Origin of the sequence: Bifidobacterium catenulatum DSM 16992 = JCM 1194 = LMG 11043 (assembly GCF_001025195.1) — a bacterium.
GTDB lineage: Bacteria > Actinomycetota > Actinomycetes > Actinomycetales > Bifidobacteriaceae > Bifidobacterium > Bifidobacterium catenulatum.
Genome location: NZ_AP012325.1, coordinates 612,580 through 636,123, shown reverse-complemented (window position 1 = coordinate 636,123; position 23,544 = coordinate 612,580). Strand labels below are relative to the sequence as shown.

20 protein-coding genes and 1 pseudogene are annotated in these 23,544 nt (G+C 54.8%); 5 read left to right on the top strand and 16 right to left on the bottom strand.

Annotation, left to right across the window (positions count from 1 at the left end; genetic code table 11):
- Positions 1–101: 101 nt before the first annotated feature.
- On the bottom strand, positions 102–1,454 hold the full coding sequence (locus BBCT_RS02665) for a DUF6591 domain-containing protein (RefSeq protein ID WP_050776549.1): 1,353 nt from the start codon (positions 1,452–1,454) through the stop codon (positions 102–104).
- Positions 1,441–1,614 (bottom strand): hypothetical protein, encoded by a 174-nt coding sequence (locus BBCT_RS09090; RefSeq protein ID WP_155812150.1) that lies wholly within the window; start codon positions 1,612–1,614, stop codon positions 1,441–1,443. The genes BBCT_RS02665 and BBCT_RS09090 overlap by 14 nt, the downstream gene beginning before the upstream one ends.
- Before the next feature lie 374 nt (positions 1,615–1,988).
- Between BBCT_RS09090 and BBCT_RS02660 the strand changes: the two genes are divergently transcribed.
- Complete coding sequence (locus tag BBCT_RS02660) at positions 1,989–2,597, top strand: XRE family transcriptional regulator (protein WP_231858083.1); 609 nt, start codon at positions 1,989–1,991, stop codon at positions 2,595–2,597.
- Between the two features lie 93 nt (positions 2,598–2,690).
- Here BBCT_RS02660 and BBCT_RS02655 read toward each other — a convergent pair whose 3' ends face one another.
- Together BBCT_RS02655 and BBCT_RS02650 are read right to left on the bottom strand one after the other, a co-directional pair.
- Positions 2,691–2,918 (bottom strand): hypothetical protein, encoded by a 228-nt coding sequence (locus tag BBCT_RS02655; protein WP_003836430.1) that lies wholly within the window; start codon positions 2,916–2,918, stop codon positions 2,691–2,693.
- Positions 2,915–4,579 (bottom strand): Y-family DNA polymerase, encoded by a 1,665-nt coding sequence (locus BBCT_RS02650; protein ID WP_003836427.1) that lies wholly within the window; start codon positions 4,577–4,579, stop codon positions 2,915–2,917. Before BBCT_RS02650 ends, BBCT_RS02655 begins: the two co-directional genes overlap by 4 nt.
- A gap of 219 nt (positions 4,580–4,798) precedes the next feature.
- Here BBCT_RS02650 and purF point away from each other — a divergent pair, with 219 nt between their 5' ends.
- The 3 genes from purF (at position 4,799) to purD (ending at position 8,725) form a co-directional block, all read left to right on the top strand.
- Positions 4,799–6,313, top strand: a complete 1,515-nt coding sequence (gene purF, locus BBCT_RS02645; protein ID WP_033512641.1) for an amidophosphoribosyltransferase — start codon at positions 4,799–4,801, stop codon at positions 6,311–6,313.
- Positions 6,314–6,331: 18 nt separating this feature from the next.
- Complete coding sequence (gene purM / locus BBCT_RS02640; RefSeq protein WP_003836423.1) at positions 6,332–7,366, top strand: phosphoribosylformylglycinamidine cyclo-ligase; 1,035 nt, start codon at positions 6,332–6,334, stop codon at positions 7,364–7,366.
- A 99-nt stretch (positions 7,367–7,465) separates the two neighbouring features.
- The gene (purD, locus tag BBCT_RS02635) at positions 7,466–8,725 is read left to right on the top strand and encodes a phosphoribosylamine--glycine ligase (RefSeq protein ID WP_003836421.1); all 1,260 of its coding nucleotides are present in this window, start codon (positions 7,466–7,468) and stop codon (positions 8,723–8,725) included.
- 174 nt (positions 8,726–8,899) lie between these two features.
- On the opposite strand, the gene BBCT_RS02630 is transcribed toward purD, so the two are convergent.
- From BBCT_RS02630 to BBCT_RS02610, 5 genes are all read right to left on the bottom strand, one after another.
- The gene (locus BBCT_RS02630) at positions 8,900–10,975 is read right to left on the bottom strand and encodes an LTA synthase family protein (RefSeq protein WP_003836420.1); all 2,076 of its coding nucleotides are present in this window, start codon (positions 10,973–10,975) and stop codon (positions 8,900–8,902) included.
- Positions 10,976–11,229: 254 nt separating this feature from the next.
- The gene (locus tag BBCT_RS02625) at positions 11,230–11,631 is read right to left on the bottom strand and encodes a Fur family transcriptional regulator (protein ID WP_033512644.1); all 402 of its coding nucleotides are present in this window, start codon (positions 11,629–11,631) and stop codon (positions 11,230–11,232) included.
- 79 nt (positions 11,632–11,710) lie between these two features.
- A complete protein-coding gene (gene purK, locus BBCT_RS02620) occupies positions 11,711–12,880 on the bottom strand; it encodes a 5-(carboxyamino)imidazole ribonucleotide synthase (RefSeq protein ID WP_003836416.1) in 1,170 nt (389 codons plus the stop codon).
- Positions 12,864–13,361: a 5-(carboxyamino)imidazole ribonucleotide mutase gene (gene purE / locus BBCT_RS02615; protein WP_003836415.1), complete on the bottom strand. Its 498-nt coding sequence runs from the start codon at positions 13,359–13,361 to the stop codon at positions 12,864–12,866. The genes purK and purE overlap by 17 nt, the downstream gene beginning before the upstream one ends.
- Positions 13,362–13,424: 63 nt before the next feature.
- A complete protein-coding gene (locus tag BBCT_RS02610) occupies positions 13,425–14,414 on the bottom strand; it encodes a zinc-binding dehydrogenase (protein WP_003836413.1) in 990 nt (329 codons plus the stop codon).
- Positions 14,415–14,585: 171 nt separating this feature from the next.
- Here BBCT_RS02610 and BBCT_RS02605 point away from each other — a divergent pair, with 171 nt between their 5' ends.
- Positions 14,586–16,502: a 1-deoxy-D-xylulose-5-phosphate synthase gene (locus BBCT_RS02605; protein ID WP_003836412.1), complete on the top strand. Its 1,917-nt coding sequence runs from the start codon at positions 14,586–14,588 to the stop codon at positions 16,500–16,502.
- 101 nt (positions 16,503–16,603) lie between these two features.
- Here the strand turns inward: BBCT_RS02605 and BBCT_RS02600 are convergent, their stop codons facing one another.
- The 7 genes and pseudogenes from BBCT_RS02600 to BBCT_RS02570 all read right to left on the bottom strand — a co-directional run bounded on the left by BBCT_RS02600 (position 16,604) and on the right by BBCT_RS02570 (position 23,494).
- Positions 16,604–18,076 carry an ABC transporter permease gene (locus tag BBCT_RS02600; protein WP_033512647.1) on the bottom strand — a complete coding sequence of 491 codons (1,473 nt, stop codon included), beginning with the start codon at positions 18,074–18,076 and terminating at the stop codon, positions 16,604–16,606.
- 2 nt (positions 18,077–18,078) lie between these two features.
- On the bottom strand, positions 18,079–19,215 hold the full coding sequence (locus BBCT_RS02595) for a CARDB domain-containing protein (protein ID WP_033512649.1): 1,137 nt from the start codon (positions 19,213–19,215) through the stop codon (positions 18,079–18,081).
- 23 nt (positions 19,216–19,238) lie between these two features.
- A complete protein-coding gene (locus tag BBCT_RS02590) occupies positions 19,239–19,973 on the bottom strand; it encodes an ABC transporter ATP-binding protein (RefSeq protein WP_172620095.1) in 735 nt (244 codons plus the stop codon).
- A gap of 215 nt (positions 19,974–20,188) precedes the next feature.
- The gene (locus tag BBCT_RS02585; RefSeq protein WP_003836405.1) at positions 20,189–21,088 is read right to left on the bottom strand and encodes an SPFH domain-containing protein; all 900 of its coding nucleotides are present in this window, start codon (positions 21,086–21,088) and stop codon (positions 20,189–20,191) included.
- 253 nt (positions 21,089–21,341) lie between these two features.
- Positions 21,342–21,602, bottom strand: a complete 261-nt coding sequence (locus tag BBCT_RS02580) for a mycoredoxin (protein ID WP_003836403.1) — start codon at positions 21,600–21,602, stop codon at positions 21,342–21,344.
- A 246-nt stretch (positions 21,603–21,848) separates the two neighbouring features.
- Positions 21,849–22,087 (bottom strand): annotated as a pseudogene (locus BBCT_RS09405) (hypothetical protein); the annotation flags it as partial.
- A gap of 228 nt (positions 22,088–22,315) precedes the next feature.
- On the bottom strand, positions 22,316–23,494 hold the full coding sequence (locus BBCT_RS02570) for a pyridoxal phosphate-dependent aminotransferase (RefSeq protein WP_003836398.1): 1,179 nt from the start codon (positions 23,492–23,494) through the stop codon (positions 22,316–22,318).
- Positions 23,495–23,544 lie beyond the last annotated feature (50 nt).

The following is a 23,544-nucleotide window of genomic DNA, read 5'->3' as shown; positions in this document are numbered from 1 at the left end:
GCCTTGTTGAACTGCCAAAACCATGTATCCGTATACCCTCTCTATTCACACGCAAGAGAGCTCCGGGGCACCGCTAGGATACTCCGGAGCTTCTTGAATCCTTATGCGACGGATGCCAGCTTCTGCGTGATGCGCCCCATTACCTCGAGGTAGTACGCCTCATCGGCAGAGCTCAGCGAATTCTGATCAATCGCATTCAACTTGTTCATGGTGTCGGTGTATTGCTGCATCATCTTCGTGTAGTCCGCGAGCATGCTGATGGAGTCCCCCGAGTCTCTGTACTTCTTCATGAATTCGACGTACTGGTCGAAGAACTGCTCGTAGCTGTCCATCGAGGCCTTGAAGTCAGCACTGACCTGCGATGGGTCGGATTGCTGGCTTTGCTGGTTCTGCTGCGACTGCTGTTCCTGTTGCTGCGTATTCTGCGACTGCTGCTGGTTCTGCGATTCCTGAGTCTGCTGACCGTCTGTCGAATCCTGGGCTTTTGAATTATCTTTGGATTTCGGGGCATCCAACGTGATGTCCATGGTGTTTCCATCCTCCTCATCCTCCATGAAGAAGACCGTAATCTCATTGCCCTCAACATCTTTCGCAGTATAGATATCCGCGGATTTGTCATAGTCAACGGTGAACCCCATTTTCTTCGCATCCTTTACATAGGAATCGAAAGAGGATCGCGTCGCATTACACAACTCAATGGAAACATGGTCCGATGAATCGTTATAAACCTCGCCTTTCTGATTAGCTAACGCCGGCAGTTTCTTGGCGAAGTCCCCATCCGGCCAAGTAATCGACTGGCATGATGCCTCAATTGCAGCCTTATGCTCGGCCTTCGCATGCACGGTGTAATCGATCATTCTGCCGCCCATGACCACTACGGCAGCCACAGTGACACCGATGGCGACATATGCCCCGATACGGCCTCCGACCTTGCCGTTCTTCCGCGTGAAGATCACCCCCAGAACGGACAACAGTGCAGGTATGAATGCCAATAACGCAATGAGCGGCACGCTGATATCGGAAGCGGTTCCCACCGACGCAAGCAGCATGAACACTGTGGCGGCGATAACAGCGAACACTACGATTTTCGATAGTTTTTTACGCTTCTTCGGCTGGGCTTCCTCCACAGGGGGAACCGTCGAAATATAGGTTTGAGAGCTATCAGTCTGATGCTCCTGCAACTGTGCGGCACTCGGCATCTGCCGCGTAGAGTCCTGAAACGAATTCCACTGCGCATAATCGTTCGGATTGAACATCTGCGTCGCTTCGGAATCCGCTTGCCGAGCATTGTGCCCCAACTGCACCGCTGCTTCTTTGGCATCCATCTCTTCTAAACCACCGGCATTCGCCCCAACTGCACCACTCTGCGGTTCAACTTCATCGCCTGATGCCTGCGGCACCTGAGTGTTCGGAATATCCTGCGACTTTGGCTTGTTTTCGTCATCGAACGTCATTGTCGTTTCCTTTCTTGTGGGAGTTCTCACCGCGATGATGTCCGCTCCGTTCCTCGTTGCAATCATCGGGGCGATTCATCTCGGTCGGCATGGTGTTCTTTGCCGCCTCATCGAATATGCGTACGCCGTGCAGAATCGTGTTTGCCAGTTGCGCGAACATGACCTTGCTTCCTTTCTGACGGCGTTCCCTATGAGAAACGACTGACCTTCAGTCATTCCAAGACCACGAATCGGCCTCGTTGCGGAACCCGTCATCAGGGGGCGTGATTTTTTCGCGTGCGGCTTCTCCCTTCTTTCACAAGACGCGAAAATGCGACGTTGAACCCCACAGCAGATGAGTTCTCTCCTTTTGGTGTCTATCCTCTTTCATCCCTGCTATGGCGTCAATGACGTAACATGTTATAATTCACTCATATTTTGAAGGGGGTTTATACCATGAGTGGTATATCAACACGAAACAGCGCCTGCTGGAGAACACGACTCAAGCAATGCATGGATGAACGAGGTCTCACGCAACTAGATTTCGTACGCGCATTGAACCGGCAGTACCTCACAAAATTCCACCAAAAGGACGTCAGCAGATGGCTGAATACCGGAAACCGCACCTCATCGGGCGAAATCGGGTTCCCCAAATACGAAACCATGGCGACTATTGCCGACTTCTTCGGCGTGGATGTCGGCTATCTAACCGGCGAAACGGATGAGAAAACCTATGTCATGAGCCACGCCTGCGCATTCACCGGGCTAAGCAGCAGCTCCATCACCGCCATTCGCTCTTGGATCGGCACGACGGCGGAATCACAGACAATGGCAACGGATGATTCCCGGGAGACCAATCATGCAATGATGCATGGCACCCCGCGCGAAGGCGACCCCATGCCCGAATACCGCGCCGCCACCATCGACCGGCTGCTGTCATCGCCGAAATTCCCCGAACTGGCGGCGAAGCTGCTGACACTGCAGGAGATGTCATCGATCTGGAGCAGCACGCCGCAGAAATTCGGGGGATTACTCGCGTCGCTCGCAAACGACAACGATCTGCCACATGACCTGGCTTTGCAGCTGCTGCTCGGCGCATTCTACGGCATGGCGAGCGAAAGCTTCTCTTCCCTGCTGCACGACGCATACCCCATGCCGGAATAAGCCGTTCGACGGCACGGGCCGTCACCGTTGCCCGAGCGCGCCCCGCAGCGCCGCCCCTCCATCAGAGACCAACGACTACATTACTCGGACGGATCAGGCAGGCATATAGCCGTCCGCCACGTCGACCGGGGCATTGGCCCTGGCCACGGCCTCCTCGTTGGCGAGCGCCGCATGCTCGATCACCGCCTCGTACCCCGTCAGCGCGGCGAAGGGCATGAACTGCGCCGCCCTGCCGGACCGGGGCATGCGTGAGTGGAGCCTCGACTGATGGTGCGGCAGACCGATGATGTCGTCATAGCGATGGGTTTGCGTAAGGCTCATGCCGCATGGCCTCCAATCTGCTGGTTACGCTGCCGGCCGGTGGCATCATCGAACATATCCATGGCTTTGATGACGGAATTCTTGCCGAATTTACGCTTGATGTTCAGAAGCGTCTGCTGCATATGCAGTTCGGCATCATCGCACGACGCACCGCTGGACGGCCTTTCGGATGAGTTGTTTTGCGAACAGCCTGGGAAAGCGTTATCGTAAAGCCCCTCATCTCCAGCCGCATCAGCAATGCTGGAATCCGATGACGAGTTCAAAGCATCGAACAAATCAGGTTGCATATATTCGGACATATCGGACTGCCGCCGCCGCGCAAATTGATCGGCCGTCAGCAAATCTGCTGCGACCACATTCAGACGGCGGACCAGCAATCGCCTGTCGACAATTGAGCAGAACAGTTCATCCACGGCATCGCATATGCGGGACGTCGCTGACGTAGGTCCCGACAATGCGATCGACCCCGTAGCCGGCTTGGGAACACGGCGGCCATACCTGTCAAGCGAGACCGGACCGTCATACGTCGCTGCAGCACGCTCGGCAATCGTCTTCAGCTCGGCGGGAGCATCCTTGCCAAGCCGTTTCGGATCAAGGCTCGCCGTATCGTAGCCGATCATCATCCCCACCCTGCTGGCCCTCATGCCCTTCGCCACCAAATCCAACGACAACGTATCCGCCATCTCGCGCACAATCAGCCGCGCCGAGTCAAAACCGACCGCGCCCGTAAGCACCTGCCCCGAACTCATACTATGACCAGCTGGCTTATACGCTTTGATGTCGGCGATAGTGCATGGTTCCCAACCCCACGCATGGTCGATAAGCAGTTCGGCGTTCATGCCAAACATGCGGTACAGCAGATCCTCGTTGTAATACTCATCGGCGCGTCCCATCGAGCAACGTGCGATATCCCCCATGGTCAACAAGCCCTGAGCCTCGAGCTTTTTCGCATATCCTCGTCCAACACGCCAAAAATCAGTAATCGGACGATGCCCCCACAACAGTTTCCGATACGACATCTCGTCCAGCCTGGCAATGCGGATGCCGTCCTCCCCTGTCTGGATATGCTTGGCCACAATGTCCATGGCAACCTTGGCCAGATACATGTTCGTGCCAATACCCGCTGTAGCGGTGATACCAGTCTGAGCATGAATGTCATGGATAATGTCGCGCGTCATCTCCTCCACGCCTTTGCCGTAGGCGCGTAGATACCCAGTGACATCCATGAACACCTCGTCCACCGAATAGACATGGATGTCATCCGCCGACACGTATTTCAAGTAAATACCGTAGATTTTCGCACTCATCGCCAGATAATGCGACATGCGCGGCTTGGCTATAAACACGTCCGCGGCCAGATTCGGATTATCAGCGAGCGCTTTCGCATCATACGATTTTCCCGTCAGTACTCCGCCCGGGGCAACAGCCCGACGTGCCGCATTAACCTCTTTGAGCTTCGCCTTGACTTCGAATAGACGGGCACGACCCGGCAACCCGTATTCTTTCAGCGACGGAGAAACCGCCAAACAAATGGTTTTGTCGGTACGCGACTGGTCCGCCACCACCAGATGCGTGGACAGTGGCGGAAAACCATGCTCGACGCATTCCGAAGACGCATAAAAGGATTTCAAGTCGACCGCCACATATGTTCGTTCGGACATGACGCTCCTTCCATGCAATAATCCGCAGCAAAGCCTGCATCCGCGATTTACGGTTCCAACGATTACATCATACCAGAACATTCGAACAATTGTTCGATTACTCGTCCTTTTTCATACATAGTCCGAGGACTCCCCGGAAGCTGCCGCTTGTAGCCTCCGGTTGGTAGGGTTGAACGGTAGCGAATCCCTTGTCTCCATGGTTTTGGAAGGAGCTTTGGCTTGTCAGCTGAACTCGAAGACATCCACGAGGAATGCGGTATTTTCGGCGTTTGGGGCCACCCGGACGCCGCCCGACTCACCTACTTCGGCTTGCACGCGTTGCAGCATCGCGGTCAGGAGGGCGCCGGCATTGTCTCTAACGATAATGGTCATCTTATCGGTCATCGCGGAACGGGTCTGTTGACCCAGGTGTTCAGCGACGAGCGAGAAATCGAACGCCTGAAGGGAGACAGGGCGATTGGCCATGTGCGCTACGCCACTGCCGGCTCTGGCGGCACCGACAACATTCAGCCGTTCATCTTCCGTTTCCATGATGGAGATATGGCCCTGTGCCACAACGGCAACCTCACCAACTGCCCGTCCCTGCGCCGCAAGCTGGAGGACGAAGGTGCGATCTTCCACTCCAATTCCGACACCGAAGTGCTTATGCACCTCATCCGCCGTTCCTCGAAGCGCACTTTCATGGACAAGCTCAAGGAAGCGCTCAATACCGTTCATGGCGGCTTCGCCTATCTGATCATGACCGAGAACGCCATGATCGGCGCGCTCGATCCGAACGGCTTCCGTCCGCTCTCCCTTGGCAAGATGAAGAACGGCGCATATGTGCTCGCCTCCGAGACCTGCGCGCTCGACATCGTCGGCGCCGAGCTGGTGCGCAACATCCGCCCGGGCGAAATCGTGGTCGTGGATGATCACGGCTACAAGATCGTGCAGTACACGAACCAGACCCAGCTGGCCATCTGCTCGATGGAATTCATCTACTTCGCACGCCCGGATTCCGATATTTACGGCGTGAACGTGCATTCCGCCCGCAAGCGTATGGGTGCGCGTCTGGCCCAAGAATCGCCGGTCGATGCCGATATGGTCATTGGCGTGCCGAATTCCTCACTGTCCGCGGCCTCCGGCTATGCGGAAGAAGCTGGTCTGCCAAACGAGATGGGCCTGATCAAGAACCAGTATGTGGCTCGAACCTTCATCCAGCCGACGCAGGAACTGCGCGAGCAGGGCGTGCGCATGAAGCTGTCCGCCGTGCGCGGCGTGGTCAAAGGCAAGCGCGTGATCGTCATCGACGATTCCATCGTGCGCGGCACCACGTCCAAGCGCATCGTGCAGCTGCTTAAGGAAGCCGGCGCAGCCGAAGTGCACATGCGCATCAGCTCGCCGCCGCTGAAATACCCATGCTTCTACGGCATCGACATCTCCACCACCAAGGAGCTCATCGCCGCGAAGAAGTCCGTTGAAGAAATTCGCGATTTCATCGGCGCCGATTCCTTGGCGTTCCTGTCACTCGACGGATTGGTCGAATCCATCGGTCTGGGTGCGGACGCACCGTACGGCGGTCTGTGCGTGGCCTATTTCAATGGCGATTATCCGACCGCCTTGGATGACTATGAAGCTGATTTCCTGAAGTCGTTGACTCCGGAAGACCGCGTCCGACTGCCTGAATTCGCCCTGTACAAGAGCAAGTACGAAGGCAACGAATACACCACTACTTCACCCCAAGAAGAACACTGAACCCTAGAAAGGTTTGATATGCCAAAAGCATATGAAGAAGCCGGCGTAAGCGTTGAGGCCGGTTACGAAGTCGTCAAGCGCATCAAGTCCCATGTGGCTCGCACCAACCGTCCGGGCGTAGTCGGCGGTATTGGCGGCTTCGGCGGCCTGTTCGATCTGGCTTCCCTCGGATACAAGGAGCCGGTACTGATTTCCGGCACCGATGGCGTCGGCACCAAACTGGTCGTTGCCAAGATGGCCAACAAGCACAACACCATCGGCATCGACTGTGTGGCCATGTGCGTCAACGATATTGCCGCTCAGGGTGCGGAACCGTTGTTCTTCCTGGATTACATCGCCTGTGGCAAGAACGATCCAGCACTGCTCGAGCAGGTTGTGGCTGGCGTTGCCGACGGCTGTGTACAGGCTGGTTCCGGTCTGATCGGTGGCGAAACCGCTGAAATGCCGGGTATGTATGACGAAGACGAGTACGATCTGGCCGGTTTCGCGGTCGGCGTTGCCGAGAAGTCCGCAATCGTGGACGGCTCCACCATCGCTGAAGGCGATGTACTCATTGGCTTGCCGTCCACCGGCGTGCATTCCAATGGCTTCTCTCTAGTACGCAAGGCCCTGTTCGAGAAGGCCGGCTACACGGTCGACACCGTACTTGACGAACTTGATGGCGAAAAGCTCGGCGACGTGCTCCTTACCCCGACGAAGATCTATGTGAAGGCTCTTTCCCCGCTATTCAAGGCCGGCGTGGTCAAGGGCGTCGCCCATATCACCGGCGGCGGCTTCATCGAAAACATTCCGCGTATGATTCCGAACGGCTTGGCTGCGCACATCAATCTCGGCTCTTGGCCGGTACTGCCAATTTTCGATGTGCTCGAGAAGGCCGGCGAAATCGATCATATGGAAATGTTCAACATCTTCAATATGGGTATTGGCATGGTGTTGGCGGTCAACGCCGAAGATGCCGATAAGACCATGGAATTGCTCAAGTCCAATGGCGAAGCCGGTTATGTGCTCGGCAATATCGTCAAGAAGACCGATAGCGACGTCGAACTGCAGTAAATACATATACGGGGGTGAGCCATAACGGCCACCCCCTTTTATTTCCAAAGACTTTCCTGAACATAGGATTTTCCCAGAAGGGACATAACAGGAGGAAACATGAAGGTTCTGGTCATCGGTTCCGGTGCACGCGAGCATGCCATCGCTCATGCGCTTATGCGTGGCGGCAGCGTCAGCGAAGTCACAGTGGCTCCGGGCAATCCAGGTATGGAGCTTGACGGCATCCGCATCACGCAGATCAACCCGTCCAATCATGCCGCGCTGATTGATTTCGTAAAGAACAACGGCTATGACTGGGTGTTCGTCGGTCCGGAAGTGCCGCTTATCGAGGGCATCGTTGACGATTTCGCTCAGGCTGGCATCAAGGCGTTCGGTCCGAGCAAGGCCGCCGCACAGATCGAGGGGTCCAAGGATTTCGCCAAGCAGCTGATGGAGCGTCACAGCATTCCGACCGCAAAGTATCAGACGTTCGGCGATTTAGAGCGTTCCACGACTTATGTTCGTGAGCATGGCGCTCCGATTGTGATCAAGGCTGACGGTTTGGCCGCCGGCAAGGGCGTGACCGTCGCCATGGATGAGGAAACCGCCATCGCCGCTCTTGAAGACATTTTCGTCGATCATCGTTTCGGCAACGCCGGTGCGAAGGTTGTTATCGAGGACTTCCTGGAGGGTCAGGAGTTCTCGCTGATGAGCTTTGTGAACGGCACTGATTTCTGGCCGATGCCGATTTCGCAGGATCATAAGCGCGCATATGATGGCGATAAGGGTCCGAATACCGGTGGCATGGGTGCGTATAGCCCGGTTCCGCAGATCGGTCAGGATGTGGTTGATACCGCTATTGAGACCATTGTAAAGCCGACCGTTCAGGCTATGGCTGATGAGGGAACGCCGTTCACTGGCATTCTGTACGCTGGCTTGATTGCCACCGCTGACGGTCCGAAGGTCATCGAGTTCAATGCTCGTTTTGGCGATCCGGAAACGGAAGTCGTGCTGCCGAAGCTCACGTCTGATCTCGGCGCTGGCATCAGCGCTCTGCTCAATGGCGAGACTCCGGAATTCACTTGGGATAACGACAATGCCACGCTTGGTGTGGTACTCGCCGCCGACGGCTATCCTGTCGATGTGATCAAGGGCGCTGCGATTCCTGAGATTCCAGTCGACGAGGATTCCCACGTGTATTACGCTGGCGTTGCTCGTAGCGAAGAAGGCCTGGTTGCCAATTCCGGTCGCGTGCTGCTGGTCGAGACCTCTGCCGCCGATATCAAGACCGCTCAAGACAAGGTGTATGCGATTATCGACAAGCTTGACACCAAGGGCATGTTCTACCGTCACGACATTGGCGCCAAGGCATTGCAGTAATACAGCGAGCGCAATATAAACGCGCAATCAATTATCAAAGAAGACCTGTGCCCAATCAGCACAGGTCTTCTTTGTATTATTATTGACAATCCCACAAATCATCAATTATTTATAATTGACAGTTATTCAGATTATGTTCGAATATTTGATAGCATTCGCACGTACTACCAAATATCACGGCAATTGCATGAAATCCGTATCTTTCAGATAGTTCTTTCCTGACGTAATGTCATATTGGATAAGCTGATAATCCGCCAGCAGCTGCTTGGTTTCCGTATCGAAATCGCTTTCAGCCATGGGATTACCGTCAGCATCAAGATAAATGTTCTGGCCTTCAGGAATACGGTCCCATCCTTGGATATTGTTGACGACTGGCGGCTCCATGGCGGAGATCTTCTCATGCATTTGCGTGAGGAACGCCAGATATGGGGACACCTTGGCGTCCATATGCTCGGCGGCCTGCGCCACGAAGAAGTTCGGCGACGAATAGTCGGCGTTGTCAATCTCGTTGCCTTGCGAGCTGGACGCCTTGTTGGACCAGATGAAATAATCTGTCAGGTGCAAGGCAAGCGAATTGTTATCATCTTCGGAAGCGGACGAATAAATGCCTGGCAAATGATCGCCGTAGAATACTACGGTGATCGGCTTGTCGATGGCGTCGAGCTTGTCGAGGAAGTCGGCGGTCGCTTCGTCGGTCAGAGCCACACCTTTCTGATAGGTTTCGATGGACTCCTTCTCATCGTCCTCCAAAGGAGTGTCCGTAGTGGATTCGGCCTTGAAATCGTTGTTCTTATACCAATCGTGGTATGGCATGTGATTCTGCATGGTGATGACCTGCAGGAACTGGTTGCCGTCGGTTTTCTCAACCTCTTCAATGGTGCTCTTATACGTGGCCTCATCCGACACATACGGCGAATCGTCGATCTTGTCTTGATGCGAGATGACGTCCGGACCGGTCAACGTATAGAAGTGCGAGAATCCGAACTTCTTATAGTTGGTGGCACGTGAATACATGGACGATTCATACGGATGAAGTCCGATGGAATTCTTCGCCGCACCCCACAGCTGGTTGATGGTCGGCGTCCAATGCTCGCTCGGCACGAGCTGCTGGTATGGGCTGGTAAGCGACGAATCGAAATTCGCCATGCTCAAACCGGTCAATCCCATATATTCAAGATTGGCGGTTCCACCACCATATCCGGACGAAAGCATCAAACCGGAAGTTGTGTCCTCTTTGATGGAGCGGATGTTGGGCATGGAATCCTTGTTGACCTTCAATCCCGGCACACGAGACGGGTCGGAGAACGATTCAGACAACACATAGATCACTGTGCTGTCGGTCATATTCGCGGAGCGTTTCGAGTTGATCTTCTTCGCTTCCTTCGTATAGCGGGCCGCGACATCCTTCATGGTTTCCTCGGAATAATTATCCGGCTTGACCATGACTCTCGGATTGAGCTGGCGGGTAAACGCCACCAGCGGACCATTACGCTGAGCATCGTATACGGAATCCCACATGGAAGGCATATCGCCCATTGCGGAAGAAAAGTTTTTCGCCCAAGATCCAACGGTGCTTACCTGCATGGAATACAGTGTGAAGAACGTTCCCGGTACGATGATCAGCAACAGGCGCACAATCGCATTCAACGAACGCGACTGCTTGTCGTCCCCACGAAACAGCTTGCCATGACGTCCATCGCGGTGATTCAAAAACACGAACAATGAGACAAAACAGGCAAAAATTCCAACCGCAAGCAAAATCGTCCATTGCGCTCCGGCCGGCATGAAGCTCATGAGGTTGCCCGCGTCGGCTTTCAGGAAGTTCAAGTCACTGGGCAGAATCGCCTCATATCGTATGGATACTTTGAAATGTTCAATCACCGCGCTAATGAACGTCACCGCCAAAAAAATGGGAGTGGCAATCCAGAAACGGTTGATGAGCATGAGCAGTATCACATAGAGCATGCCCCACAGAATCAGGTTGAGCACGGCCACGAAGTTGAGGCTGGTGAACATTTTGGTGACGAAGCCCCAACCAGTCAGCCACATGTTGTTCGATAGCTTGACGCGTGTGGTGGCTTGGCTAACGCCGATCTGTAGCGCGGCCACGCCGATGATATCGAATACCACAAACAGTACGCCGTACAACCACCCGGGGAATTCCTTACGTTCCTTGGCGGGTGCGTTTGGATCGATCGTCGAGATCCTCAGTTCCTCAATCGTCTCGTTATTCACGGATTCGTTCGTCAAGTGTGTCTCTCCACTCGTAACGTGTCAGTTCACTTCGTTTCCCGCCTTACGGCGACACTAAGGCACCATTTTCGCGACTATATCTGACAAAAAGATATAATGATCGATTTCATCCACAGTTTCTTCTGATTTTCTTATGGATATACCGATGAAAACGCAAAAACATAATGGGGGTACAGGCAGTTTGGATGGCGATATCTCATTTCGTATGATTTCGCCATTCGAGTACATTCTCACTACGATTGCTGGAATTACTAACGCACCTTGTTCTGGCAGTCGGAGCAGAGTCCGAATACTTCCAGCGTATGCCGTTCGATGGTAAAACCATATTTTGTACTGATGCCACGTAGCCATGTTTCGGATGGTGATTCGATTTCCACGGTTTTGCCGCAGTTCGTGCATACGAGATGATGGTGATGTCCATCATCGCCGCACAGACGGAACAGCTGCTGACCTTCCAAACGCACAGTGTCGGCTTCCCCAGCCTCAGCCAACGCGTTCAACTGACGATATACGGTGGCGAGTCCCACTTTCACGTCTTCGTCTTCCAGCTTGCGATGCAGATCCTGTGCGGAAATGAATTCATCGCTCGCCTTCAGAGCATCATGAATCAGTTCTTTTTGTTTGGTATTGCGCTCCACGCGTCCGTCTGCCAATCTACGTCCATCCTTGATGACTTCGCGCGCCGACCAATCCTTGAAGGAAAGGCCGGCGCGCGAAACCTACCGTCTAGGTTTATTTCAAATCATCCCAGCAGCCAGTCCGCTCAAGATCGGCCACGGTCCGCTCAGTATCGTTGGTCAGCACGGTAATATGACCCATCTTGCGGTCATGGCGCACTTCAGCCTTGCAATAGTCGTGCATGCTCCATTCCGGATGCTCGGCGATCAGCGCACGGGTCGGTGCCACATGCTGGCCGAGCACATTGACCATGACGGCCGGCTTGAGTAGTTCAGGCTGTTCGAGCGGCCAACCCGCGATGCCTCGGATATGCGCGTCGAATTGATCGAACGAGCATGCCTCGATGGTGTAATGGCCGGAATTATGCGGACGAGGCGCAAGCTCGTTGACAATGACCCGCTCATCCTTGGTGACGAACAGTTCGATGGCGAGAATGCCCGCCAATTCGAAGCCCTGCGCCAAGCGCAACGCGAGTTCGTGCGCCTCCTTCGCCACGGCTTCGCTGACTTCGGCAGGAGCAATGGTCATATGCAGGATATTGTTGCGATGCTCGTTACGCACAATCGGGAAGGTCACGTAATCCTTGCCGTTGCCTGCAACGAGAATGCTTGCTTCGAATGCGAAGTCAACGAAGCCTTCGAGAATGCTTGGGGGGAATCCGCCACCACGATCGGCACGGGCACGCACCTTTTCAAGATCGGCATCGGATTTCAGTACCGTCTGGCCATGGCCATCATAACCGCCGGAACGGGTTTTGAGCACGGCCGGGTAGTGAATCTCATCGAGTGCCGAGTCAAGCTCCTCAACACTGTTGACGGCCTTCCACGGTGCGGTCGGCGTGCCATGGTCGTTGATGAATTGCTTCTCGTTGACGCGATCCTGCGTGACACGCAGCAGATCGGTGCCTTGCGGTGCCGCTGCAAGCGCGCGCACTTCGTCGATGGCGTCAGCGTTCACGTTTTCGAACTCGTACGTGAGTACATCGGATTTTTCGGCCAGTTCGCGGATTGCGGTGATGTCGTCATATTCGGCAGTGACCTGGAAATCAGCCACCTGCGCAGTCGGGCAGTCCGGTGTCGGGTCGAGAACTCCGATGCGGAAGCCCATATAGCGGGCAGACAACGCCATCATACGGCCAAGCTGACCGCCACCGATGATGCCGATGGTGGCACCCGGCATCAGCCTTTCAACACGGCCGTTGGTTTCCTCAGACAAGCTGGGCATTGGATTCAGCCACCTTTTCCTTCAGCGAGTCACGGTATTCCTGCAGGGCATTGGCCAGACGCTCATCGGTAGTGCTCAGAATGCTCACAGCCAAAAGGCCCGCGTTTGTGGCACCGGAATTGCCGACCGCAGTGGTGGCGACCGGAATACCGCCCGGCATCTGAACGATGGACAACAGCGAATCCCAGCCGGACAACGCATGGGAACGCACCGGCACGCCGATGACCGGCAGAGTAGTCTGGGCCGCCACCATACCCGGCAGGTGTGCCGCGCCGCCAGCGCCGGCGATAATGACCTTCAGGCCGTTGGCACGGGCATTATGCGCGAATTCACCCATCAATTCCGGGGTGCGGTGCGCGGAAATCACCTGCTTCATGTACGGCACTTCGAACTGGTCAAGCATCTCGCAGGCGTGCTTCATGGTTTCCCAATCGCTCGCCGACCCCATAATCACTGCGACTTCAGGCTTGTTGTCTGCCATCAAGGACCTCCGAAAGAATCCAAAAGAACATGTTCTTGAACACCGCTTACTTTACGCAATCGGCTAGATGTGTAACATGATTTTCCCGAAAACGTCGCCATTCACGATTTTGGAAAACGCAAGTCGCGCATCATCGATCGCATATGCGGAGTCGATGACCGGGTGCAGATCGGCATGTTCCACGAATTTCAACAGGCGTGCGAAATCCTCGCGAGAACCCATGGTATTGCCTTGCACACGAATATCTTGGAAGAAGATTCTCGTAAGTTCGGCGCCAGGCTGATCGCCCGTGGTCGCGCCGCAGATGGCGATGGTGCCTCCCGGGCGCACGGATTTGACGGAATGGCTCCAAGTGGACGCTCCGACGGATTCGATGACGGCATCCACCTTGCGAGGCAGTCGCGCACCCGATTCGAACACCGCGTCAGCGCCGATTTCCAATGCACGATTGCGCTTGTCTTCGCTACGTGAGGTAACAAACACTTCCAATCCAGCCGCATGGGCAAGCTGGATCGCAGCGGTCGACACGCCTCCGCCGGCACCTTGAACAAGCACCGTATCTCCCGGCTTCACATTCGCCGACGTGAACAGCAAAGAATATGCAGTAAGCCAGCTGGTGCCCAATGCTGCAGCCTCATCGAAGTTGAGATTCTCAGGCTTGGCGAACACGTTGGCGCTGGGCACCTGCGTGCATTCGGCCATGGTTCCCGCATATCGTTCGGAAAGAATCGAACGACGCTCCCCCGGCATGACTCCGGCCCCATCGGTGCCGATGAGCGTGTACAGCACCACTTCGGAGCCGGCCTTAAGCCCCTTGCTCACGGGAATGTCTTCTTGCAGCACGCCAGCCGCATCGGTGCCGAGAATCATCGGCGTCTGCTCGTCGGCAAGCCCCACACCTTGCAGACTCCACACGTCATGATGGTTCACGCTCGCTGATTTCACACGAATGGTGGACCAGAATGGCTTGGTTTCCAGTTCGGGCATATCGCCCACTTCAAGCATAGACAGCGGATCATCATAATTCGTTCCGGTGGCATATACGGCTTTCATGTTCGCGCTCCTTTGCGAATAACGGCTTTTCACGATTGCAAACACCTCTATTGTGCCTCAAGTTGAGAAGACTTTGCGCTCCTTTGCCCGTAAACACCCTCGTCGGGGCATACAGTGGGATAAGATTTCGCATTTGGTTGCACTGATCGTAGGGAAGGGTGATTGCGCACGATGACCGCTGGCATTTTGAGTTCGATTCACACTCCTGCGGACGTACATGCCCTTTCAGCCCAACAATTACGCGATTTATGCTTTGAAATCCGCACCACGCTACTTGATTACGGCAGGAAGCATGGCGGGCATATCGGCTCAAATCTTGGCGTGGTGGAACTCACCGTGGCCTTGCATCGCGTGTTCAACTCGCCTCACGACCGTTTTATTTTCGACGTGTCACACCAAAGCTACGTGCACAAGATGCTTACCGGACGTGCCGAAGCGTATCTCGACGAATCCCGATTCGGCGAGGTTACCGGTTTCACCAATCCGTTGGAAAGCGAGCATGATTCGTTTGTACTTGGTCATACCGGCACTTCGATTTCACTCGCGTGCGGTCTCGCCAAAACCCGCGATATGCAACGCATTGCAACAGGCGAAAGCGCTATCGGCAATGTCGTCGCCATTATCGGAGACGGTTCTTTGAGTTCAGCAATCGCTTTCGAGGGGCTAAATAACGCGGCTGAACAGGGCGGCAATCTCATCATCATCGTCAATGACAATGAAATGTCGATCGCTGAGGATTTCGGTGGCATGTACGGCCAGCTTGCCAAGTTACGTGCGTCAGATGGCACGGCGGAACTGAACCTGTTCAAGGCATTCGGCTTGGATTACCGCTACGTGGAGCAGGGCAATGATGTTGACACGCTAGTGGAGGTGTTGAACGAGGTCAAAGGTATCGACCACCCGATCGTAGTGCATATTCACACTACCAAAGGCTTGGGCTTCGACGATGGCGAGGAGTTCGACAAAGGTTCGGACGGCTGCAATCAGACCAATCCTCAACCTCATGCGGGCAAATGCGAGGCCAATCATTGGCAGGATCCGGAGGCCTCACTCGGCAAACCGCTCGACGCACGCAAATACTATGGCGAAATGGCCATGGCATCGTTGGAACGCCGTTTCAGCAACGAGCCAGGATTGGTGGTCATCTCCCCCGCAACCCCTGGATCGAACGGCATCACACGAGATTTTCGCGAGCGTGCGGGCGCGCATTACGTTGATACCGGCATTACGGAAGAGCATGCGGCTGCGTTCGCCGCGGGCATCGCCAAAGCGGGCGGCCGCCCCGTGCTTGCGACTTCCGCCACGTTCTTCCAGCGCACCTTCGACCAGCTGCAACAAGAGTTGGCGTTGAATCATGTTCCTGCCACACTGCTGATTTTCGGTGCGGGAATTTCCGGAGCCGACAACACGCATTCAGGCACATTCGATATGACGATGTTCGCCAATGTTCCTGACGTGACCTGTTTGGCTCCCGCAAGCGGCGAACAGATGCTTGACATGCTGGCTTGGGCAACCGGCCCGTCCGACCATGGCGTGGTGGCGATTCGTATGCCTGGCGAGCAGATTCTCTCACTTGAACGTGCCACCGATATGGCATTCGACCCGTTGCAGCGTGCCGAAGAGCATGATCCAGCCGTCAATATTGCCGGGGAATGCCCATTCTCCCGCTATCAGATTGTTCAGCCCGGCAAAGATGTTGCGATTCTTGGACTCGGTAACACCATGCCGTTGGCTGCGGAAGTCACGTCGACGCTTGCTGAAGATGATGAGACGCATGCTGCGATCACTGCGACGCTTGTTGACGCATTGCAGTATTCCACGATGGATGCCGAATTGCTGACGATGCTTGCCGATGGGCATCGTTTGGTCGTTACGTTGGAGGATGGCCAGTTGGAAGGCGGATGGGGTGAGAAGGTCACCGCGTTCTACGCAAATTCCAATAATGCCAAAGCTTCTCACGTTCGTGTGCTGAATTTTGGTGCATCCAAAGAGTTCACCGATCGAGTGCCGCTTGACGAGCTTAATGAACGTTACGGATTGACCGCGGCAACCATCGTCTCTCGAATTCACGGTATTCTCAACGAATAATTAATGTGTATCAACGAATTGGTGGGAACGGTCGTTATATCCGCAAGACCATTCCCGCCAATCTGTAATCAGTCACGCAATCAGCAATCCATAATCAGCAATCACTGATCATTCTTGATGGCATCCAAAGCCGGAATCTTCACAGCCTTATTGGCAGGACCGAAACCTGCGATCACGCCAACGGCAATCGAAAACAGCATGGCCACCACAAAAAGCCACCATGGAATCACCGAAATACGACTCACATCGTCGCCGCCCATAATCGCCTTGCCGAAATTCTCAACACTGAATCCACCCAAAGACGCCATATTGATGCCTATCGAACCGATTGCGGAAATCAGGCAGGCAATCACACCGCCAACTAGCCCAATCGCGCCAGCCTCACATAGGAACATCATGCGAATATCGCGCACATAGCAGCCGAGAGCCTTCATAATGCCGATTTCGCGAGTACGTTCCGACACCGACATGATCATGGTGTTGGCAATGCCAATCGCGGCAACGAAGAACGACACCGCACCAATGCCGCCCAACGCCAACTGGATGCCCCGCGACTGCTTTTCGATCTCCTTACGCGTTTGCTCAAACGAGGAAGTCTGATAACCGGCGCCCTTGATTTGCGCTTCAACGTCGGCAACGTCTTTAATGTCTTGGGTGTGCACCAGTACCTGATCGTAAACGACCTTGCTTGACGTGTTGGCCTTGGTATCCCCCGATATTTTGACGTTCAACGTTTTCATATCGTCGATGCTCATCACAATGCCGGAAGTGAACGCATCATAGTTGTTGGCGGAGGAATCAATGACACCCACCACAGTATATGGCATGGTAATGGTGGGACTCTCACCACTGCCGGAATCGGATGGCGCCACGGATCCGCTGCCCACCTTGCGGTAGTCGTCGGGACTTTGATAGTTGGCTCCGGTGATCAGTGTGATTTTGGAGTTCAGTATATCGAAGAACGGGTCTTCGCCTTCGGATTGGACGCAACCGTGCTCATCACAGTAATAACCGCCCGCTTCTATACGATGATTGCTCGAATCTGACGCATACTTGTCGTAGAACGAATACACGAAGGATTTGCCCGCCAACACTTCGCCGGCACGCATCGGAAGACGTCCGCTGGCCAATTTATAGCCGGATTCTTCCAATTGCGTTACGTCGACTCCCACCACGTTGACATATTGCGACACGTACCGGGAACCAGCTCCTTGCGTGGCATCCACACTGTATGACATCGTTTTCTGCGGAAGCACTCCAGCCACACCGGCAATGCTGCGGAAATTCTGCACGGCGTCATCGTCGAGTTTCGCCTGTTCACTGCCAGCACCGCTCACGCTGGATGACGTTGCCATAGAATGCGAACCTCCGCCGTCCGCATATACGGTGATGTCGTTCAGGTTGCCCATGTTTTTGAGCATCTGTTTGTTCTGTTCGTTGATGCCCTGGCCAATGGAAATCATGAGCACGATCGAACAGCAACCGACGATCACACCAAGCACCGTAAGAACCGTACGTGATTTGCGACGCAGCAGATTCTGCATGCACGAACGTGCAATATCCGAAAAACGCATGCTCACTCCTTGACGGAGGGCACGGAATCAATCACCTGGGTCGGCGCATCAATAGCGCCTGCCGTGGTGCCAGCCGTATCGGCAGTGCCATCAGTATCAGTTCCGGCATGCGAATCGGTGGAATCCCAATCCCAATCATCATCCTCAGCCGCCTTCTTCGCCTTCTTACGACGACGCACAACCACTACGACCACAATGGCGATCACAGCAACGACAGCCGCGGCAACGACAATCCACACCCAAGCCGGAATGCCCTGGTTTTCCTGAGGGCCAACATCCGTGCCTGGATCGACGGGGGCCGGCGCCTCAGACACCGTGATCTTCACCGGCGATTCCTTGGTCTGCTGCTGGCCATTGGCATCCTCGTACATCACCTTCAGCTTGGCATCATATTCGCCGGCCGCAGCTGCAGTGAACGCGAATCCAATGGAGCCGGAAGCGCCGGATGCCACATTGCCGATATACTGTGTGGCTTGTGTGGCGGTGATGCCGTCGCCCTCGATGGACGCTTCGACGTTGGACACATCCCCCTTGCCCTTGTTCACATAGTCCATGGAAATAGTGGATTCCTCGCCAGCATTGACGGTGTCGGGAAGCACGGGATCACCCAGTTCGAAACGGTCAGGCTGTGAAACAGGTACGGAAATCTTAATATCCGAAGTGTTGGAGTTGCGAGTGTCGCCATCGACATACTCGTATTTGAAGTTGATATCGATGCCCTGCGCACCGTTCTTCGCGCTCGACAGCACCTGCATGGGCACAGTCTGCGTCAGCGAGTAACCCGCCCACAGCGAATCGTAATAGAACGTGTTCGTACCGCCGGAAATGGCGAAATTCTCGCCGCCGTCAACGGTCACGACCATATTGCTGACCGCGACCTTGCCCATATTCTGGAAGGTGAAGCCAAGATCGAAATTCGTGCCGACCGCCACGGAACCGTCGCCATACGTGAAGTTGGTGATGATGATATTCGGCACCGGGCCCGCCGGCTGCACGGTAGAACCGCCGTTGCCGGCGTCCGTGCCATCGCCGTCTTCTGCGAGCGCCGTCGGCACGATGCAGGTCAATGCGATGGCGGCGGATGCCACCAGTGCGATGACCATGTTGATGAATTTTGCGGAATGGCTGCCGTTACTCATGGTTTTCCCTTCTCTTCTTGCTGTCATGCGTTATTCACCAGACGGTCATCGATGATGCGCCCGTCAAGCAGCGTTACGATACGATCGGCATATTGCGCCATATTGTCATCGTGCGTGACGAGCACGATGGTTTGGTTCAAGTCTCGTGCGAACGCGCAGATCATGTCCATCACGTCGTTTTTGGTTTTGGAATCGAGATTGCCGGTCGGCTCGTCGGCGAATACGACTTGCGGCCGCGATGCGAACGCTCGCGCAATGCCGACGCGCTGCTGCTGACCGCCTGACATTTGCGTTGGATAGTGGTTCATGCGTTTGCCGAGCCCTACTCGTTTCAGCATTTTCTTGGCGATTGCTTCGCGCTTGTTTTTTGGCATGCCTTGGAACATCAACGGCATTGCCACGTTTTCAACGGCGGTCAGATTGGGCAGCAGATTGTATGACTGGAATACGAAGCCGAGATGCTTCTGTCTGAATTCCGCCAGCTGCCGTTCGTCAAGACGGGAGATGGGCACTCCCCTGATGCGTACGCCGCCCTTGGTTGGTTTTTCCATGCCGGCAAGCTGGTTGAGCAGAGTGGATTTGCCGGAACCGGATTCGCCATAGATACAGCAGATCTGACCTTGCGGAATGGTGAGATTGATACGTTCCAATGCCACGACGGTCTCGTCGAGCACTGGATACTCCTTACGCAGGTTTTTCACTTCGATGATGGGTCTGCGCGTCCCCATCACCAACTCTTGACCTTCAATATTCGCCATAGTCCTCTTTGCCCCCATACGGCGTCTAACGCGCTTGATCCGTGACCGAGTTTATACTGTTTCCCCGTTCTTCGCACCCCTTAAGGGAACACCCCGAGATAACCAAGTTCACGCATAACACCGCATCAGCATCAAACGCAAGTGGGGACATCCTTTTACGGGACGTCCCCACTTGGTGTCAATGCATTTAATATGACGTTGCGGTTATTGTGCGACTATTTCGCAGCTTCGTCCGCGGACATCATGGCCTGGATGATCTGGTCGCGCATCTCATTGAAGCCACCAGGCGTCGAAGCAGGCAACACCACCGTCTTCGCGTTCTGCGACGAGGCAAGATTACGCATGGTGTCGAGATACTGGTTGAACAGCACCACATTGTTCACGTCGTTCACATTCATGCCGACAGCCTGCAGACTCTTGATCTGGTCGACAATACCGTTGGCGATCTCACGACGATAATTAGCCTGGCCCTCACCCTGGAGGCGTGTCTTCTCAGCCTCGGCGGCCGCCTGGGTCTCGATCTGAATACGCTGGGCTTCGGCACGCTGACGCGTGGCTTCCTTTTCGCGCTGTGCCGCGTTAATGGAATCCATGGCGTTCTTGACCTGTGGACTCGGATCGATGGCCGTGATCAGCGTTTTGACCACTGTGAAGCCGAAGCGGGACATTTCATTGCCGACGGTCTTCTGCACGTCAAAAGCGACATCGTCCTTGCGGGAGAATGCATCGTCCAAAGATAATGCAGGAATGGCGGAGCGAAGCGCATCCTCCATGTAGGAACGCAGCTGACCGGCCGGGTCGCGCAGCTCGTAGTATGCGGTCGCCACATTGCTGGGATCGACACGAAACTGGGTAGAGGCCACGACGGTGACGAACACGTTGTCGAGCGTTTTGGTTTCCAACTGCACGTTGAGCTGGTTGACCCGCATGTTGGTTTTCATGGCGATGCGATCCACGAACGGAATACGAATATGGATGCCCGCGAACTGCACCTTGTTGAACTTGCCGAAACGTTCGATGATGTAGGCCTGCTGCTGCGGCACGATGAACAACGTGGACAGGAACAGGAAAGCGATGATCAGCGCAATGGCAAGGAGCGCAATAAGGAACGGCATGGCATTACTCCCTTCTTTGGTTTCTCTTTAAAGGTCTTGTTGCACGACCTTTCGTAGGTTCTGCAACCATTGCCGAACCCAAGTAAAAATTTACCAAAGAATGCAATCGTGTGTAGACAGTGTCCGCGAGCTGGGCAAAGTCCATCCAGAAGCCGGACATCGACCGTCCGGAAGCCGACCCACATACGTCTACGAGCCGAACAGGAGATAATTCTCCTTGTCCGGCTCGTGAGATGGCATACGAAATGTTGAATCAGAGCAGGCCGAGCTCCTTGCATTTGGCTTGCAGCTGTGTGGCCGAAGGCTCCACCAGCCATGAGCCATCGGCGGCGAACCGAATCACGGGAATGTGCTGTTGTCCGCTGATCGCAATGGCTTTCTCTGCAGCACCATCCTCATGCTCGATATCATGAAGGTTGTAGGCGACCCCGAAACGGTCCAATGCTGCCTTGGCTCGACGGCAGTCACCGCACCAGTCGGCTCCATAGAAATCAATTGTCGTATTATCAATCATAAAATCACTCCTTACGAGGCATTAATCTCATCAAATTTAGACGATGCCTCAAGCAACATCTTCGTATACGCATCTTTAGGGTGTCGTAACACGGAACCGACAGCTCCATATTCGACAAGATGGCCGTCTTTCATTACCGTCACCTCATCCGCAACTTCCTGAACAATGCCCAAATATCTCATACTCATGCCCCGGCAATCCCGGATAATGCACGGATTTTACCAGCGGATGCAGCAACAGATAACTGGAAATCGCACCATAGCGATGAGCGATTTCGGAGATCTTCGTCACATTGTTGACCTGCAGCAACGAATTGGTAAGAACTTCGAAATACACGGCCTTCGCCGGACAACCACGCGCGGGTCCCTTGGCGGAGTGCCCGGAAACAGCGGCATCAAGCGCTTCGTAGTCGGCGGGTTCACAGCTCCGGTGTTGTTGTCGTTGACCGGCAGTCCGTGAACAAGCTGAGTGTTGAATCTAGTCATGGTGCGCACCCCCTCGGGTTGTGGCTCATTGCCGCATGCCATTCACGCGGTCACTGGTACCCACTAAACCGCATCCTGCGTTTCAACGCGCGCCGCGCCTTATCAACGTTTGTTATAGAACGCGCGAATCGCCATAACGTTTTCTTGTAAGAGGCCATCAAACGGCGGAGATGCAAGGCATCGCACCGCAATCGCCAGTTCATACATAAAAGGCCACGCAGGAAAAAACTACGCTAGTACAGCAGCCACCCGACGCACAGCCTCACGCAACTGATCTTCGGATTTGAGCAGGCTGAATCGTACGTAATCCTCGCCTACTTTGCCGAAGCATGTGCCCGGCAACGCGGCGACGGCCGCACGTTCCAACAGCATGTCGGCAAACTGTTCACCCGTCTGATCTTCAGGAGCGTGTACCCAAGCGTAGATACCACCGTCTGAATCGAACACATCCAAGCCGGCTTCACGCAATCCACCTGCAACGATTTCGCGACGAGACACATACCGTTCCGCAAGTTCGGCCACACAGCTCTGATCCGACAGCAACGCCGCAGTGCCCGCGTCTTGAATGCTGGACGTAACCATGGAACCCATCTGATAGTGGTACTGCTTCACATGAGACACGATGTCGTCGTTGCCTGCGATGAAACCGGCACGCCAGCCGGCCATCGCATACATTTTCGACAGCGAACACACTTCCACCGCAACATCGAACGCACCCGGCAGTGACAGTATGCTGATCTGCTGCGCATCGACGCCCAATCCCGCATATGCGAAATCCTGCACGATCGCGAAATGATGCTCATGAGCCAAATCAACGGCACGCTGCAGAAACTCGCGCGGAGCCTGCGCACCCGTCGGATTGTTCGGATAGTTGAGCACCAGCACTTTCACACGATCCCACACCTGTGCAGGAACCGCGTCCAAATCCGGCAGGAACCCGCGCTCCGGCAACGATGGCAGCAGTATCTCCTCGGCACGGCTCATCACCGTCATGCAATGGTACGAAGGGTAATATGGATCCGCATACGCCACAGCGTCGCCTGGGGAAACCAGCACGGCGAACAACGCGGCCAAACCATCGACCGCGCCCTCCACGGCAAAAAGCTGGGTTTTCCAATCAACCTCAACACCGTACGTATTGCGATACCACTGTTCGGCAGCCCTCAGAAAACTAGGCTTGCCATCGAATGGCGAATACCGGGCATTGGCCGGATCGTCAACCGCTTTTTTGGCTACTTCTCGAATGAAATCAGCAGGAAACGCGTCTGGATTGCCTTTGGCCAAATCAATCACATCAGCCCCACCGGCAACCGCGGCAGCCACTTTGCGATCCATATCGGCGAACACATTCGGCGGAATCGACTGCGCCACCGTGGTGAACGCGACAGGAGAAACATACGAAGTCATTAATCAACCCTCCCTATCATCTCGCGACTGTATATGCGCACATTCACGCA

What these genes read in the sequence shown, in the direction of transcription:
- BBCT_RS02665 (WP_050776549.1), bottom strand. Translation starts at nt 1,454, where the DNA reads ATGACGTTCGATGACGAAAACAAGCCAAAGTCGCAGGATATTCCGAAC.
- BBCT_RS09090 (WP_155812150.1), bottom strand. Translation starts at nt 1,614, where the DNA reads ATGTTCGCGCAACTGGCAAACACGATTCTGCACGGCGTACGCATATTC.
- BBCT_RS02655 (WP_003836430.1), bottom strand. Translation starts at nt 2,918, where the DNA reads ATGAGCCTTACGCAAACCCATCGCTATGACGACATCATCGGTCTGCCG.
- BBCT_RS02650 (WP_003836427.1), bottom strand. Translation starts at nt 4,579, where the DNA reads ATGTCCGAACGAACATATGTGGCGGTCGACTTGAAATCCTTTTATGCG.
- purM (WP_003836423.1), top strand. Translation starts at nt 6,332, where the DNA reads ATGCCAAAAGCATATGAAGAAGCCGGCGTAAGCGTTGAGGCCGGTTAC.
- purD (WP_003836421.1), top strand. Translation starts at nt 7,466, where the DNA reads ATGAAGGTTCTGGTCATCGGTTCCGGTGCACGCGAGCATGCCATCGCT.
- purK (WP_003836416.1), bottom strand. Translation starts at nt 12,880, where the DNA reads ATGCCCAGCTTGTCTGAGGAAACCAACGGCCGTGTTGAAAGGCTGATG.
- purE (WP_003836415.1), bottom strand. Translation starts at nt 13,361, where the DNA reads ATGGCAGACAACAAGCCTGAAGTCGCAGTGATTATGGGGTCGGCGAGC.
- BBCT_RS02610 (WP_003836413.1), bottom strand. Translation starts at nt 14,414, where the DNA reads ATGAAAGCCGTATATGCCACCGGAACGAATTATGATGATCCGCTGTCT.
- BBCT_RS02605 (WP_003836412.1), top strand. Translation starts at nt 14,586, where the DNA reads ATGACCGCTGGCATTTTGAGTTCGATTCACACTCCTGCGGACGTACAT.
- BBCT_RS02600 (WP_033512647.1), bottom strand. Translation starts at nt 18,076, where the DNA reads ATGCGTTTTTCGGATATTGCACGTTCGTGCATGCAGAATCTGCTGCGT.
- BBCT_RS02595 (WP_033512649.1), bottom strand. Translation starts at nt 19,215, where the DNA reads ATGAGTAACGGCAGCCATTCCGCAAAATTCATCAACATGGTCATCGCA.
- BBCT_RS02590 (WP_172620095.1), bottom strand. Translation starts at nt 19,973, where the DNA reads ATGGCGAATATTGAAGGTCAAGAGTTGGTGATGGGGACGCGCAGACCC.
- BBCT_RS02585 (WP_003836405.1), bottom strand. Translation starts at nt 21,088, where the DNA reads ATGCCGTTCCTTATTGCGCTCCTTGCCATTGCGCTGATCATCGCTTTC.
- BBCT_RS02580 (WP_003836403.1), bottom strand. Translation starts at nt 21,602, where the DNA reads ATGATTGATAATACGACAATTGATTTCTATGGAGCCGACTGGTGCGGT.
- BBCT_RS02570 (WP_003836398.1), bottom strand. Translation starts at nt 23,494, where the DNA reads ATGACTTCGTATGTTTCTCCTGTCGCGTTCACCACGGTGGCGCAGTCG.